12 protein-coding genes are annotated in these 14,899 nt (G+C 72.7%); 4 read left to right on the plus strand and 8 right to left on the minus strand.

Annotated features, from left to right (window positions below; all coding sequences use genetic code 11):
• Window positions 1–98: 98 nt before the first annotated feature.
• The 6 genes from ACFVHI_RS02625 to ACFVHI_RS02650 all read right to left on the minus strand — a co-directional run bounded on the left by ACFVHI_RS02625 (window position 99) and on the right by ACFVHI_RS02650 (window position 6,162).
• Entirely contained in the window at window positions 99–1,004 is a 906-nt protein-coding gene (locus ACFVHI_RS02625; RefSeq protein WP_380335051.1) for an alpha/beta fold hydrolase, read from the minus strand.
• On the minus strand, window positions 1,001–2,086 hold the full coding sequence (locus ACFVHI_RS02630; protein ID WP_347878547.1) for a branched-chain amino acid ABC transporter permease: 1,086 nt from the start codon (window positions 2,084–2,086) through the stop codon (window positions 1,001–1,003). The genes ACFVHI_RS02625 and ACFVHI_RS02630 overlap by 4 nt, the downstream gene beginning before the upstream one ends.
• 251 nt (window positions 2,087–2,337) lie before the next feature.
• Entirely contained in the window at window positions 2,338–3,204 is an 867-nt protein-coding gene (locus tag ACFVHI_RS02635; protein ID WP_063349260.1) for a branched-chain amino acid ABC transporter permease, read from the minus strand.
• The gene (locus ACFVHI_RS02640; protein ID WP_079136313.1) at window positions 3,204–4,010 is read right to left on the minus strand and encodes an ABC transporter ATP-binding protein; all 807 of its coding nucleotides are present in this window, start codon (window positions 4,008–4,010) and stop codon (window positions 3,204–3,206) included. Before ACFVHI_RS02640 ends, ACFVHI_RS02635 begins: the two co-directional genes overlap by 1 nt.
• A gap of 59 nt (window positions 4,011–4,069) precedes the next feature.
• A complete protein-coding gene (locus ACFVHI_RS02645) occupies window positions 4,070–4,882 on the minus strand; it encodes an ABC transporter ATP-binding protein (RefSeq protein ID WP_380335056.1) in 813 nt (270 codons plus the stop codon).
• 5 nt (window positions 4,883–4,887) lie between these two features.
• On the minus strand, window positions 4,888–6,162 hold the full coding sequence (locus ACFVHI_RS02650) for a substrate-binding domain-containing protein (RefSeq protein ID WP_063349258.1): 1,275 nt from the start codon (window positions 6,160–6,162) through the stop codon (window positions 4,888–4,890).
• 358 nt (window positions 6,163–6,520) lie between these two features.
• Here ACFVHI_RS02650 and ACFVHI_RS02655 point away from each other — a divergent pair, with 358 nt between their 5' ends.
• The 4 genes from ACFVHI_RS02655 to ACFVHI_RS02670 all read left to right on the plus strand — a co-directional run bounded on the left by ACFVHI_RS02655 (window position 6,521) and on the right by ACFVHI_RS02670 (window position 12,748).
• Window positions 6,521–7,282 (plus strand): CoA transferase subunit A, encoded by a 762-nt coding sequence (locus tag ACFVHI_RS02655; RefSeq protein WP_363370186.1) that lies wholly within the window; start codon window positions 6,521–6,523, stop codon window positions 7,280–7,282.
• 4 nt (window positions 7,283–7,286) lie between these two features.
• Window positions 7,287–8,006 (plus strand): 3-oxoacid CoA-transferase subunit B, encoded by a 720-nt coding sequence (locus ACFVHI_RS02660; RefSeq protein WP_079135861.1) that lies wholly within the window; start codon window positions 7,287–7,289, stop codon window positions 8,004–8,006.
• A 623-nt stretch (window positions 8,007–8,629) separates the two neighbouring features.
• On the plus strand, window positions 8,630–10,732 hold the full coding sequence (locus tag ACFVHI_RS02665) for a glycosyltransferase family 2 protein (RefSeq protein ID WP_380335059.1): 2,103 nt from the start codon (window positions 8,630–8,632) through the stop codon (window positions 10,730–10,732).
• A gap of 84 nt (window positions 10,733–10,816) precedes the next feature.
• Entirely contained in the window at window positions 10,817–12,748 is a 1,932-nt protein-coding gene (locus ACFVHI_RS02670; protein ID WP_380335062.1) for a galactose oxidase-like domain-containing protein, read from the plus strand.
• 79 nt (window positions 12,749–12,827) lie between these two features.
• Here ACFVHI_RS02670 and ACFVHI_RS02675 read toward each other — a convergent pair whose 3' ends face one another.
• On the minus strand, window positions 12,828–13,925 hold the full coding sequence (locus tag ACFVHI_RS02675; RefSeq protein ID WP_380335065.1) for a glycoside hydrolase family 6 protein: 1,098 nt from the start codon (window positions 13,923–13,925) through the stop codon (window positions 12,828–12,830).
• Window positions 13,926–14,121: 196 nt separating this feature from the next.
• The gene (locus tag ACFVHI_RS02680) at window positions 14,122–14,850 is read right to left on the minus strand and encodes a uracil-DNA glycosylase (protein WP_350882645.1); all 729 of its coding nucleotides are present in this window, start codon (window positions 14,848–14,850) and stop codon (window positions 14,122–14,124) included.
• Window positions 14,851–14,899 lie beyond the last annotated feature (49 nt).

A 14,899-nucleotide genomic window follows, 5' to 3' on the forward strand; every position in this document is an offset into this window, starting at 1 on the left:
AGACCGAGACAGGGCGGGCCGGGACGGGGCAGACCGGGACAGGCGCGGCCGGCGGGGTGGACGGACCCCGCCGGCCGCCGTCGTCGGGGCCGGGCCCGCTACCCCGCGGCGGTGACGTCCGCGAGCAGGCCGCGGACGATGCACTCGGCCCCCGGCTCTCCCCAGAGGATCGAGTAGTGGTTGGTGTCCGGCACCAGCGAGGCCGGCACCCGGGCCTGGTCCAGCCCGGCCAGCCCGATCCGCTGGTGGTCGTAGAGGCCCTGGGGCTCGTCGAGCAGGCCGCGCTCGGCCCAGAGCAGTTCGGCCGGGCAGGGCAGCCGGTGCACTGCGGTGGCCGCGTCCCGGTCCAGCAGGACCTGGGCGCCGTCGGTCTGTACGGCCTCCAGCACGCAGGAGGAGCGCAGTTCGGGCTCGACACCGACCAGGTCGCGCTGGGTGTAGGCGTCGATCTCCGCCGACCAGGCCGTCCCGAAGGCCGGGTGCCGCTGCCAGAACTCCCGGTAGGCGTCCCGGTCCGGGAAGGTCATCGACAGCCGGGCCAGCGCGGGACCGAGCACCGCGGCCAGCGCGTCCTCCTCACGGATGCCCTCCGGCAGCGGGAAGGTCAGCGCGCCGTCCACCAGCAGCACCCGGCGGACGAGTTCCGGGTGCCGGACGGCGGCCAGGGCGGTGACCCAGGCTCCCATCGAGTGGCCGACCACGGTGGTCGGGCCCGTGCCGAGGGCCGTGATCAGTGCGGCCACGTCGTCGGCGTGCCGGGCCAGCCCGTACGGCCCGGCGACCGCGCGGCTCCCGCCGCGCCCCCGCAGGTCGGGCGCGAGCAGGGTGACCCGCCCGGCGAGTTGACGGGCGACCTCGTACCAGGCGAGGCCGTTGGCGGTGATGCCGTGCACCGCCACGATCGTCGGGGCGTCCGGCTCGGCGGCGGGCCAGCGCAGGACCGCCAGCTCCCCTCCGGGCACGGCGACGGTCAACTCCTCGGGCTTCAGGGGCGACTGGCTCACGCGGGGGTACCTCCGGTGGGACGGGCGGTCCGGGCAGCGGCCGGAGTGCGGACCGCACGGGCGGATCGGGCGGCGCGAATGCGGGCAGGCAGTCTAGCCAGGCCGCCGGGCAGCAGGTAGACCACCGCGACGAACAGGGTGCCCAGCAGGAAGAGGGGTTGGGAGAGCGGCACCCGCAGGACCGCGGGCAGGTCCGCGATCGTCGTCGAGTTGGCGAGGTCGCCGAGCCGGTGGCTGGCCCAGGTGTAGAGGACACCGCCGAGCAGCGGACCCCAGCGGGTCCCCGAGCCGCCGAGCACCACCATCACCAGCAGGGCGAGCGTGGCGTCGGAGCCGGCGGCCTGCGGGGTGGCGCCGCCGGTCAGCAGCAGGTAGACCACCCCGCCCAGCCCCGCGAGGCCGCCGGCGAGCACGAAGGCGACCAACTTGTAGCCGTAGGGGCGCAGTCCGAGCACCTCCACCCGGCGCTCGTTCTCCTTGATCCCCTCCCAGACCCGACCGGCCGGCGAGTTGACGGCCCAGTGGACCACGGCGACCGTCAGCACCAGGTAGCCGACGGCGATCCAGTAGAGGTTGGCGGTGTTCTCGATCCCGAGCAGGCCGGAGGGCAGCAGGTCGGCCGGGGCGGAGCGGCCCTCCTCACCGCCGGTGACGCCACCGGGGTTGCGCTGGACGAGGATCGAGCCGGCCTGGGCGAAGGCGAGGGTGACCATGGAGAAGCCGATGCCGGTGACGCGGAGGCTGACCGAGCCGAGCAGCAGGGCCAGCGCGACGGTGCAGGCGACGCCGAAGACCGCCGCGGCGGCGAACGGCAGTCGCAGTTCCAGCATGCCGAGGTCGGTGGCGTAGAGGCCGGTCGCGAAGTAGAGCGCGTGGCCGAAGGAGAGCAGTCCGGTACGGCCGAGCAGGAGGTCGTAGCCGGAGGCGAGGGCCCCGTAGAGCAGGCACAGGGCGAGCAGTTGCAGGCTGCCGGGGCTGCCGAGCGGGCCGTCGAGCAGTCCCGGGACGGGAAGCGCACTATATGGGGCGACAAGGAGCGTGATCAGCAGGGCGATCGGCCACCAGCGTAGCGCTCTGTGCACCGGTGTCCAGCGATTAGTGACTGAATCACCTGTTCGAGGGATGGCGCCGAGGTCGGTCGTGTGTTCACAATGGGTCTCGGCAAGGCTGGTGTCAGTCCCCCTTGCCACAGTGACGGTGTTGGCGGAGCTGGTGTCAGTCCCCTCTGCCAGCATGGCGGTCATGGCAGGGCTGGTGTCAGTCCCCCCTGCCATGGTGGCGGCGCTGCGGTCGGCCGCGGGGCCACCGGTGCTCGTGATCGGAGTTTCGGCGCTCACGCGAGCCTCCCGGTGAGTCCACGGGGTCGGACGAGAAGGAGCACGGCGAGCAGGACGACGACCGAGAGGTCGCCGAGCCCGGCGCCGGTGTAGTAGTTGGCGAACTGCTGGACGAGACCAACGCCCACGGAGGCGACGGCGGCCCCGGTGACGGAGCCCATGCCGCCCATCACCACGACGACGAAGGCGAAGATGAGCAGCCCGGTCCCCTGGCCGGGATTGACCGAACCGAAGTAGAGGCCACCGAGGGCACCGCCGAGCGCGGCGGCCGCCCCGCCGATGGCGAAGACGAGGGTGAACGCCTTCCGGACGTCGATGCCGAGCGCCGTGACCATGGCCCGGTCCTCGACGCCGGCCCGGACGATCAGCCCGTAGCGGGTACGGGCGAGGAACAACCGAAGAGCGAGCAGCAGCAGCGCGGCCGCGGCCACGAGCACGAAGCGGTTGACCGGGACGGTCGCACCGAGCACGTGCCAGGTGCCGGAGAGCACGGCCGGCTGGGGGAAGGGGCGGGCGTCCGCGCCCCAGACCCCCATCAGGAGGGCGGGCACGGCGAGCCCGACCCCGACGGTGGCGAGGATCTGATCGCGCGGCCGGCTGTAGAGCGGGCGGATCAGGAAGAGCTCCAGCAGGACGGCGGCGGCCGTTCCGACCAGGGTGCCGAACGGCACCGCGAGCCAGAAGGAGAGGCCGGCCTCGGTGCCGGCCCACCAGGTGGCGTAGGCGCCGATGGAGAGCAGGGCGCCGTGCGCGAAGTTGAGCACGTCCATCAGACCGAAGATCAACGACAGACCGGAGGCGACCAGGAAGTACAGCGCACCAAGACCTAGTCCGGTACAGGAGAGGAGGACGACGGTGTCCATCAGGGCTTCACCTCCGCGGTGACGACAGGGGTGGCCGGAGAAGCGGCGGGCCGGGGTCCGCCGGCGAGCGGGTGACGGGAGCCGACGCCGAGCAGGCGGCGGGCGGCCTCCTCGTCGGCCAACAGCTCGGCGGTGTCGCCCCGGTGGGCGGTACGGCCGTCGGCCAGGACGGCGCAGGTGCCGGCCAGCCGTCGGACGAGGGCGAGGTTCTGCTCGACCAGGAGAACGGGCACGGCCTCGGCCGCTCGCGCCAGCACCTCGGCCACCTCGGCGACGATCTTCGGCGCCAGACCCTTGGTGGGCTCGTCGGCGATGATCAACCGGTTGCGGTTGAGCAGCGTCCGGCCTATCGCCACCATCTGCTGCTGGCCGCCGGAGAGCGTCCCGGCCAACTGGCCGGCCCGCTGCTTGAGTTCGGGGAAGAGCTCGTGGACGAGCGGATAGTTCGGCTCGCCCGCCTCGCCCCCGCCCCGGACGGCGCGCTCGGCGAGGCGGAGGTTCTCGGCGACCGTCAGGCCGGCGAAGATTCCCCGGTCCTCGGGGGCGTAGCCGATGCCATGACGGACCACCAGATGTGTCGGAAGGGAGGCGAGTTCGACACCGGAGAAGCGGACACTTCCGGTGCGCGGCACCAGGCCCATCACGGCCTTGACGGTGGTGGTCTTGCCGGCGCCGTTGCGGCCGAGGAGCGCGGTGACCCCGACGGGGGCCACGTCGAGGTCGACACCGTGCAGGATGTGCAGCCCGCCGATGACCACCCGCAGATCGCGAACGGAGAGGAGAGGGGCGGCAGGAGACGTAGGCACGGCCGCGGAGGCAGCGGCAGCGGTGGAGGTAAAACCGGGCGAGGGGAGCGGAGAGGAGGTCACAGCGCCTCGCCCAGGTAGGCCTGTTGCACGGTCGGGTCGGACATCACGGCCTCGGGGGTGTCCAGCGCGAGCAGCGTGCCGTGGTGCATCACCGCGAGGCGGTCGGCCAGCCCGAGCAGGACGTCCATGTGGTGCTCGACCATCAGGACGGTCCGGCCCAGGTCGCGGTGCACGGACCGGATCAGCTCGGTGAGGGCCGGCACCTCCTCGGCGCTGACCCCCGCCATCGGCTCGTCCAGCAGGATCAGCCGCGGATCGGAGACGAGGAGGACGGCCAGTTCCAGTTTGCGCTTCTCGCCGTGCGAGAGCGCGCCCGCCAAGGTGTCCGCACGGTGGGTGAGTTCGGTGCGGTGGAGGGTCTCGGCCAGCTGCTCCTGGTACCGGTCGGCACGGCGCCAGAGCCGGTACGAGGCGCGCGGTCCGGCCGCCGCCTGGGCGGCCAGTCGGACGTGGTCGGCGACGGTCATCCCCGGCCAGAGGGAGGAGGTCTGGAAGGTGCGGCCGAGGCCGCGGCGCGCCCGGGCGTGCACGGCCTCGGCGGTGACGTCCACGCCGTCGAGGTGGAGGCTGCCGTGGGTCGCCGGATAGATGCCGGAGATCAGATTGAAGAGGGAGGTCTTGCCGGCGCCGTTGGGGCCGATGAAGGCGATGAACTCGCCTTCGCCGACCGAGAAGGAGACGTCCTCGACGATCGGCACCCCGCGGACGGACCAACCGAGTCCGTCCAGCCGCAGCACCGGGGCGGGCGAAGCCGTGGCCGTGGCCGGGGAACCGGCCGGGGAAGGAGTGGGGGCGGTGGGAGCGGGCATCGGGATCAGCCCGCCATCGGGGTGACCGGGGGCGCCACCTCGTCCGCGGTCAGGGCCTTCTCCACCGAGGGCTTGGCGGCGGCCCCGGTGCCGGTCAGCCGGGCCTGGAACATCGGCTGGAGGAGGGCGTGGTCCTCGGCGCGCACCGTGGTGCGCCCCTTCACCCCGTCGAAGCTCCAGCCCTCCAGCGCCTTGACCAGGGCCGACGTGTCGTCGGTGGAGCCGTGGTTGGCCTCGACGGCGTGCACGATCAGCTGGGCGGCGGTGAAGCCGTCGGGCGTGAAGATGTCGGTCTTCCCGCCGGCGGCGGTGACGGCCTCGTCCATGGCCTTCTCCACCGGGGTGCCGGCGGCGCCGCTGAAGTAGTGGTTCAGAAAGGAGATCTTCTCGGCCGCCGGGCCGAACAGCGGGTAGGAGGCGGCCAGATCCAGGCCGGTGACGACCTTGGTGTCGGCGAACACGTCCTGCTGGTTGAGCGCCGTCCACAGGGCCGAGGAGCTGTCGCCGGCCCAGGCGACGAACAGCAGGTCGGGCTTGGCGGTCTTGGCCTGGGTGGCGAACGGGGTGAGGTCGGTGGCACTCGGCGGGGCGAGCACCTGGTCGACCGTCGCGCCCTGGGCCCCGAGCACGGCCTTGACGGCAGCCACGTTGGCCTGTCCGAAGGCGTTGTCCTGAGCGAGCACGGTGACCTTCTTGCCCTTGGCGTCACCGATGAACGAGGCCGCGGTGCGGATGTCCTGGAAGGACTGGCGGCCGGAACGGAAGGTGTACTTGTTCAAACCGGTGACCTTGTCGGCGGCGGCCGGGCCGCTGACGAAGAGCACCTTGTTCTGGGCGGCGATCGGGCCCACCTGGAGGGCGACGCCCGAGGCGGTGGAGCCGGCCAGGACCTTGTAGCCCTTGCCGATCAGGTCCTTGGCGGCGGACACCGCCTTGGCCGGGTCGCCCGCGTCGTCCTGCTCCTCGAATTCGACCTTGTGCCCGTCGACCGCGCCGGTGCCCTTGGTCGCGTAGCTCAGCCCCGCCTTGAAGCCCTCCAGGTACTGCTTGCCGTAGGCGGCCAGCGGTCCGGTCTTGGAGTACACCAGGCCGACCTTGACCGGGCTCTTCGCACCACCGCCGTCCGCCGAGGCCGTCCCGGCGGTGCCGGCCTTGGCGCAGCCCGCGGCGAGCAGGACGCACGCCGCGACGGCGGCGAGCTTCCGGGCCGGGCCGCCGGTCAGGGTCTCGCCCGGGCGGGCGCCGGAGGCGGGCCGAGTGGGGGCTGTCGAGCTGCGCATGATGACCGACTCCTGAGGGTGCGGCGGGGTGGATGCCGGAACCGTAGGTGTGCGGTGGGACTGGCGACATGTGCCCGGGCGACGCATCGGCCCGCCGTGATGTGGCTCCAACCGACATACCACCCGGGCGGCGCCGCTCCCCGGACGTCCGGGTGTGGCCGGCCGACACGGGCTCGCACCCTCCCATGGCGGGAGCCGCCATGGCTGCGGCGGCCCGCGTCCGGTGACGGTGGAGGGGCTCGGCAGCCGTCCGGCGGCGGCCGCCGAGCCATCCCGCCGGGTCTTCCCGCCGGGCCCTCCCACCGGGCCCGACCCGAGCGTGCCCTCTCCCGTATCCCACTCCTCACGAGGTGATCCCTTGGACAAGGTCCTGGACTCCCCCGCCGACGCGGTCGGGGACATCCCCGACGGTGCGGTGCTGGCCGTCGGCGGCTTCGGCCTCTGCGGCATCCCGAGCACCCTGATCGGCGCCCTGGCGGACACCGGCACCACCGGCCTCCAGGTGGTCTCGAACAACTGCGGGGTGGACGACTGGGGGCTCGGCCTGCTGCTGCGGGCGGGCCGGATCGCCCGGATGACGTCCTCGTACGTCGGCGAGAACAAGGAGTTCGCCCGGCAGTACCTCTCCGGCGAGTTGGAGGTGGAGCTCACCCCGCAGGGCACGCTGGCCGAGCGGCTGCGCGCCGGAGGCGCCGGCGTCCCCGCGTTCTACACCCCGGCCGGGGTCGGCACCCAGGTCGAGGAGGGCGGGCTGCCCTGGCGCTACGCGGCGGACGGCTCGGTGGCACTGGCCTCACCGGCGAAGGAGGTCCGGGAGTTCGGCGGCCGCCGGTACCTGCTGGAGGAGGCCATCACGGCGGACTTCGCGCTGGTCCGGGCCGAGGTGGCGGACCGGCACGGGAACTGCGTGTTCCACGCCGCCGCCCGCAACTTCAACCCGCTCTGCGCGACCGCGGGCCGGATCACCCTGGTCGAGGCGGACCGGATCGTCGAGCCGGGCGAGCTCGCCCCGGACGCCGTGCACCTGCCCGGCGTGTACGTGGACCGGGTGGTGGCCGCCGATCCCGCGGACCGCCGCATCGAGCGCCGGACCGTCCGCCCCGCACTCCAGGAGGCCTGAACCGATGTCCACCCCGACCAGCACCCGGTCCCCCGCGCCCACCCCGCAGACCGCCCACCGACCGCAGGCCGTCCGCCACCCGCAGCCCGGCCTCGACCCGCGCAACGCCCTGGCTGCCCGAGCCGCCCGCGAACTGCGCGACGGCCAGTACGTGAACCTGGGCATCGGCCTGCCCACCCTGATCCCCAGTCACCTCCCGCCGGGCGTCGAGGTGGTGCTGCACTCGGAGAACGGCATCCTGGGCGTGGGCCCGTACCCGGTCGAGGGCACGGAGCACGCCGATCTGATCAACGCCGGGAAGGAAACGGTGACGGTCGCCCCCGGCGCCTCGTACTTCGACTCCGCTTTCTCCTTCGGCATGATCCGGGCCGGCCGGATCGACGTCTCGGTGCTCGGCGCCATGCAGGTCTCGGCTGCCGGCGACCTCGCCAACTGGATGATCCCCGGCAAGATGGTCAAGGGCATGGGCGGCGCGATGGACCTCGTGCACGGGGCCCGTCGACTGATCGTGGTCATGGAGCACACTGCCCGGGACGGCTCCCCGAAGATCGTCGAGGAGCTCTCACTTCCCGCCACCGGCCGAGGAGTTGTCAACCGGATCGTGACCGATCTGGCCGTGATCGACGTGACGCCGGACGGGCTGCGGGTGGTGGAGACGGCCCCGGGCACGGGGTTCGCGGACGTCCAGGCCGCGACGGGCGCCGCCCTCCTTCCACCGCTCTGACCGGACCGGGTCGACCGGACCGGCAAGCACCAACCGGACCGGACGTGCCGGCCCCGCCCCGCAGCAGCGGCCGGGCCTCCCGTCGGGGAGGTCCGGCCGTTCGCTTTGCCTCCGTGCCGCCGCTGCCGTCGCCCCGTCCGCCGAATTCGCTGCATTAGCACCACTGCGGTGCGGATTGGCCGGGAACCGTAGGATCTTCACGCTTGCGCGGTGATCATTTCCCAGACCGGTTGCGATCACGGTTGCCCTCCGGGAGAGTTGGGGGCGCCGTGGGTCCCGCGTGCCCGGAGGGGAAGCCGGGAGCGCGCCGGGATCCGCATTCGAAGTCCCCGCAGGCGCGCAATGAATTCCGCTCGCAAACGCCCACCGGCGCAAGCAGAAGCATGACGCGAATGACGGCCCGAAAACCGCTTGGAAACAACGGCGGTCCACCGGGCGGTGTTTCACGGGGACGGCTTTCGAGGCAAGAGGCAAGGCGAAGCAAAGCTCCGGGGGGAGCGGACCAGCCCCGCCGAACGCGGCCGGCCAGGCGCGCCACGGGACGGCGGATCGCATACCCCCGGTCTGAACACGCACCAACGGGCCCGCCGCCACGGCCGGGCCCCGGCCGGGGGGAGCAGACGATGACCACGCCGTTCGCGCGACAGAAGGACGCCGGGACGGCCCGCGGGCGAGGCGCCGGGCGGCGGCTCGACGACGACCTGGCCGCCGTTCCCGTACCCGAAGCCCCGTACGACTACGGTCACTTCAGCCGGCTGGCCGGCCCGGCGCACGACCCGGACGAGGAGGACGACCTCGGTGGCGGCGTCTACCGGCCCGAGCCCGCCCACCACGGAGCCCCGCCGTCACCCTGGCACGCGCACCAGGCCGCACAAGAGACTGTGCACGAGGCCGCGCAAGAGCCCGCCCCCGCCCCCACCGCCCCCTACCGCGTCCAGTACCGCAGCCTGCTGCGCCGCGAGCCGCACCGGATCCGCGCCGCCCTGCTGATGGTGGCGGCCCCGCTGGTGGAGGTGGTGCTGCTGGTGTGGCTGCTGCTGCCGGAGCACTGGCCGGAGCGCCCCGGCGAGACGCACACCCTGGTGCTGCTGGGCGACAAGGTGATGATCGGGATCATCGCCGTGGTCGAGGTGTTCCGGCTGGTCAACGTCGTGTCCAATACCCACGCCACGCTCGTCGCCCGCGATCCGATACCGGTGACGCCGGAGTCCGGCACCCGGGTCGCGTTCGTCACCGCCTGCGTGCCGGGCAAGGAGCCGGCGGAGATGGTGCGGGCCACGCTGGTCGCGGCACGCGCCGTCCGGCACGACGGCCCGTACGACGTCTGGCTGTTGGACGAGGGAAACGATCCTGCGATGCAGGCGCTCTGCACCGAGCTGGGCGTCCGCCACTTCAGCCGCTTCGGCCGCCCGTACTGGAACCAGCCCAAGGGCCGGTTCCGCACCGGCACCAAGCACGGCAACTACAACGCCTGGTTGCAGGCGCACGGCGACGACTACGACTTCTGGGTCTCGGTGGACACCGACCACGTCCCGCTGCCGGACTTCTGCGAGCGGATGCTCGGCTACTTCCGCGACCCCGACGTGGCATTCGTGGTCGGACCCCAGGTGTACGGGAACTACCGCAGCTCGGGATCGGCCGTCACCAAATTCTCCGAGAGCCAGCAGTACCTCTTCCACGCACTCATCCAACGCGCCGGAAACCGTTACGGCGCGCCCATGTTCGTCGGCACCAACAACGCCGTCAGAATCCGTGCGCTCCAGTCGATCGGCGGGTTGTACGACTCCATCACGGAGGATATGGCGACCGGCCTGGAGTTCCACCGGAGCCGGAACGCCGAGACCGGTGAACGCTGGAAATCCGTGTACACCCCGGACGTGCTCGCGGTCGGCGAGGGTCCGTCCTCCTGGACCGACTTCTTCTCCCAGCAGCTGCGCTGGAGCCGCGGCACCTACGAGACCCTGCTCACCCAGTACTGGCGGGTGCTCTGGCGGCTGTCGCCCGGGCGGCTGCTCAACTACTCGCTGATGGTGGGCTTCTACCCGATGGCGGCGCTCACCTGGCTGCTCGGCGGTCTGTCCAGCGTGCTCTACCTGGTGTTCGGCGCCTCGGGGGTCCACGTGTCCTCCGAGATCTGGATGATGCTGTACAGCGACGCCGCCGCGCTCCAACTGCTGCTCTACACCTGGAACCGCAAGCACAACGTGAGCCCGCACGAGCCGGCCGGCTCCTCCGGGGTCGCGGGCATGCTGATGTCCGCACTCTGTGGCCCGGTCTACGCAGCCTCGCTGGTGCAGGCGCTGCTGCGGCGGCGCAGCCGCTTCGTGGTGACGCCGAAGGGCCGTTCGGCCAGCGCGGACCGGGTGAGCACCTTCCGCTTCCACCTGTTCTGGACGCTGGTGTTCGGCGGCGCGATAGCGGCCTCCTTCTTCACCGGCTACGACCACGTCGCGATGCGCACCTGGGCCTGGATCGCCCTGGTCCTGACCGTGCTGCCGATCCTGGTGCTGGCCGGCGACGCCGTCCGCCGCCGGCGCACCCGGCCCACGGCCACGCTCACCGTCACCGGCGGTCCGGCGGCGACCCCGAGGGTCGTCCTGGAGAAGCGCCGCCCCCGGCACGCCCGCGATCCCCGGCACGGCCGGGCCGCACCGGTCGCCCCGGCCGCGCCGCCGGGCGTCCCCGCGGCACCCGACCGGGCGGAGCACACCACCACCACCCGCTGAAGCCGCCCGACCCGCCAGCACACCCGAACCGCCAGCCACCCCGAACCTCACGAGCTCCCGAACCTCACGAGGGGACCAACCACCGTGAAGATCCACAAGACCGGCCGGACCAAGCGCTTCGCCCTCGGCAGCACCGTCGCGCTGACCGTCGCCGGGATGAACGCGCCCGCCGTCCTCGGCTTCGCCAGCCAGCAGTACCACCAGTACGTGATCAACCGCCCCGACTACAAGGCGGAGTACGGCCACTGGCAGACCCTCACGCTCCCCGCCGAGTTCCGGGTCAACGCCGTCCACGCCACGCTGCTGCGCACCGGCAAGGTCCTCATCGTGGCCGGCTCCGGCAACGACGAGAAGCGCTTCGACGCGGGCAGCTTCCGCAGCCTGCTCTGGGACCCGGCCGCGAACACCTACAAGCTGATACCCACCCCGGCCGACATGTTCTGCGGCGGCCACGCCTCGCTGCCGGACGGCCGCGTCCTGGTGGCCGGCGGCACCCAGCGGTACGAGAAGCTGGCGGGCGTGGTGAAGAGGGCGGCCGGCGTCATGCGGGTGCGCAACGAGAGCCCCGAGCGCGCCAGGACGTTGCCCAAGGGCACCGTCTTCGTCGGCCCGAACGGACGCGAGTACGCCTCCACCGTGCCGGTGACCGTCCCGGCCGCGGTGAAGACGGGCACCGGCAAGCAGACCGTCGTCACCGCTGGCGAGCACCACGTGTTCGTCGAGGCGGTCGGCGAGGGCGCCGACTACGTCACCGACTCCCCCGCCCAGTACCGGATCAAGGGCCTGGCCGGGGTCGACGCCCGCAACCTGTACGGACAGAGCACCAAGCTGACCCTGGACAAGCAGGAGTACCAGGGCATCCGCTCCGCGTTCGAGTTCAACCCGGACACCGAGCTGTACGAGCAGGTCACCGACATGGCGTACGCCCGCTGGTACCCGACGCTCACCGGACTGGGGGACGGACGGGTGGTCACCGTCTCGGGCCTGGACGACACCGGGGAGATCCTCAACGGCAACGACAACGAGATCTACGACCCGAAGAACAAGACCTGGTCCAAGGGCCCGGACCGCTACTTCCCGACCTACCCGTCGATCTTCCTGACCGCCTCCGGCAAGCTCTTCTACTCGGGCTCCAACGGCGGCTACGGCCCGGCCGACAAGGGCCGCGACCCCGGGGTGTGGGACCTGTCGAACAACGGCTTCCAGCCCGTCCCCGGCCTGCGCGACCCGGCCCTCACCGAGACCTCGTCCTCGGTGCTGCTGCCGCCCGCGCAGGCCCAGAAGGTGATGGTGCTCGGCGGCGGGGGCGTCGGCGAGTCGCCGCTGTCCACCGCCCGCACCGACATCGTCGACCTCTCCGCCGCCAAGCCCGCCTTCACCCCGGGCCCGGACCTGCCGGCCGGCGGCACCCGCTACCTGAACAGCGTGATCCTCCCGGACGACACCGTGTTCACCACCGGCGGCTCCAGCGGCTACCGGGGCCGGGGTGCCAGCGACCTGCTCAAAGCGCAGGTGTACCACCCGGACACCAACAGCTTCAGCACCGCCGCCGAGCCCGCCGTCGGCCGCAACTACCACTCCGAGGCACTGTTGCTGCCGGACGGCCGGGTGGCCGTGCTCGGTTCCAACCCGCTGTTCGCGGACAAGGCCGAGACCACGCCGGGCGGCTTCGAGCAGCGCATCGAGATCTACACCCCGCCGTACCTGTTCCACGGCGACCGCCCACAGGTGGCCGCCGCGCCGGAGGCCGCGAAGCTCGGCACCACCGTGCGGATCGGCACCGCCCGGCCGGACGCGGTCGCCACCGCCAAGCTGATCCGGCCGAGTTCGGTCACCCACGTGACCGACGTCGAACAGCGGTCGGTGGCCTTGGACATCAGCGGTCGCACGGCCGACGGGGTCTCGCTCACGCTCCCCGCCAACCCCAACCTGCTGCCGCCCGGCTGGTACATGCTGTTCCTGACCGACGCCGCCGGCACCCCGTCGGTCGCGCGCTGGATGCAGGTGACCGGCTGAGCGACACCGGGTGCGTCACGGCCTGGTACGGACCCGGACCCGCACTGGTGCGGGCCGGCACTGGTGCGGATCGGCCCCCTCAGCGGGCGGCCTGCGCCAGGCCGAGCGCGTACGGCAGCCAGAACTCGCCCGCCCGGGGCTCGCCGCGCCCGCACTCGCCGTCCGACTCCCCCGGGTTCTTGATCCACAGGTAGGCGTCGACCCCGGCCCGGCCGGTGTCGGCGGTCGGCCGCTCACCGAGCGCGCGGCCGGGCGGGTTGCACCAGGCGTCGCCGCCCAGCGGGCCGTTGCCGTTGCGGCTGGTGTCGATGACGAAGTGCTTCCCGCCCAGGGCGGCGGAGAGCTGGCCGCCGTAGGCCGTGTTGCGGCCGGTGTCGTAGAAGTTGGCGACGTTCACCGCGAAGCCGTCCGCCGCCGCGATCCCCGACTTGCGCAGCGCGGTGGACAGTTCGGCCGGGTCCTGCGACCAGCCGGGGTTGCCCGCGTCCAGGTAGACCCGCACCTGCGGACGCTTCTTCAGCTCCTGCACGGCGAAGGCCAGCAGGCCGTACCGCTCGGCGGCCAGGTCGCCCTTGATCCCGCAGCTGTCCAGGGTGTGCGCGACGGCGTCCGGCTCCAGCACCACCCAGGCCTTGCGGTCGCCGAGGGCCTCCGCGACACCGCTGATCCAGGCCCGGTAGGAGGCGGCGTCGGCGGCGCCGCCGGCCGAGTACAGGCCGCAGTCGCGGTGCGGGATGTTGTAGGCGACGAAGACCGCCGTCCGGTCCGCCTCGGCGGCCCGGCGGCTGACCTGTTCGGCGATCTCCTTGGCGCCCTGCTCGCCGAGCCACTGCGAGGAGGGCTGGGCGGCGATCCGCAGCAGTGTGTCGGCCTCCGCCGGCCGGCCCTGGCCGCGCAGGGCGGTCACCTGCCGGGCGGCGTTGGTCTGGTCGGAGACGTAGAAGGCCTGGCCGGGGAGCTGGGCGAGGCTCGCGGGGCCGGTGCCCGGGTTCGCGGCGGAGGCGGTGGGCGCGGCTGTGGGTACGGCGGCGGTCCCGCCGGCCGCGGCACCGGCCGATGCGCCGCCGCCCGGGCCGCCGGGTGATCCCTTGGCCGATCCGGCGGTCGAACCGCTACAGCCCGCGGCCCCCGCCAACAGCACGACCAGGGCCGCCCCCACGGCCCGTCGGATTGCCACTACCCGTCCCACCCGGCGCACGTACCGCCCCTCCCCCCAGAGCCGGTCCGGCGACCGGTCGGCACCAGCTAAGCACACCGGCCACCGCCCGCCCGCGACGGGCGGTGAACGCCGGGTGGCCGTGAGCGGGCGGACGGGCGACCCCGCCCGCCCGGACCACCCCTCACCCAACTCCCGGGCGCTCAGCCCCAGGTGCTCAGCCCTGCTTCAGGTTGGGCACCTGCCAGTCGATCGGCTCGCCGCCGAAGCCGTCCAGCGCCGTGTCGATCTGCGAGAACGGGCGGCTGCCGAAGAACAGCTTGGCCGACAGCGGCGACGGGTGCGCCCCCTGCACGACCACGTGCTTGGACGTGTCGATCAGCGGCAGCTTCTTCTTCGCGTAGTTGCCCCACAGCACGAAGACCACCGGCTCCTCGCGCTCGCTCACCGCCTTGATCACGGCGTCGGTGAACTTCTCCCAGCCCTTCGCCTTGTGCGAGTTGGCCTCGTGCGCGCGCACCGTGAGCACCGCGTTGAGCAGCAGGACGCCCTGCTCGGCCCAGTGCATCAGGTAGCCGTTGTCCGGGGCGGGGATGCCGAGGTCGGCGTCCAGCTCCTTGAAGATGTTGCGCAGCGAGGGCGGCGTCCTGGTGCCGGGCAGCACCGAGAAGCTCATGCCGTGGGCCTGGCCGTCGTCGTGGTACGGGTCCTGCCCGAGGACCAGCACGCGGACCTTCTCGTACGGCGTGGCCTCCAGCGCGGCGAACTCCTGGCCGCTCGGCGGGAACACCTGGTGCTGCGCACGCTCGGCCGCCACGAAGGCCGCCAGCTCGGCGAAGTACGGCTTCTCCGTCTCGGCGCCCAGCACCGGGCGCCAGGACTCGGGCAGCTCCAGCCCGTCGCCCTCGCCGGCCTCCACCACGCCCGCCTCGACCGTGTCCGTCACGACATCTACCTCCCACACCGCGGCTGTTGTGCCGCACGCCCTCTTTCAC

It is taken from the genome of Kitasatospora sp. NPDC127121 (genome assembly GCF_042677305.1).
Classification (GTDB): Bacteria; Actinomycetota; Actinomycetes; order Streptomycetales; family Streptomycetaceae; genus Kitasatospora.

What these genes read in the sequence shown, in the direction of transcription:
- ACFVHI_RS02645 (WP_380335056.1), bottom strand. Translation starts at nt 4,882, where the DNA reads ATGCCCGCTCCCACCGCCCCCACTCCTTCCCCGGCCGGTTCCCCGGCC.
- ACFVHI_RS02635 (WP_063349260.1), bottom strand. Translation starts at nt 3,204, where the DNA reads ATGGACACCGTCGTCCTCCTCTCCTGTACCGGACTAGGTCTTGGTGCG.
- ACFVHI_RS02660 (WP_079135861.1), top strand. Translation starts at nt 7,287, where the DNA reads ATGTCCACCCCGACCAGCACCCGGTCCCCCGCGCCCACCCCGCAGACC.
- ACFVHI_RS02650 (WP_063349258.1), bottom strand. Translation starts at nt 6,162, where the DNA reads ATGCGCAGCTCGACAGCCCCCACTCGGCCCGCCTCCGGCGCCCGCCCG.
- ACFVHI_RS02665 (WP_380335059.1), top strand. Translation starts at nt 8,630, where the DNA reads ATGACCACGCCGTTCGCGCGACAGAAGGACGCCGGGACGGCCCGCGGG.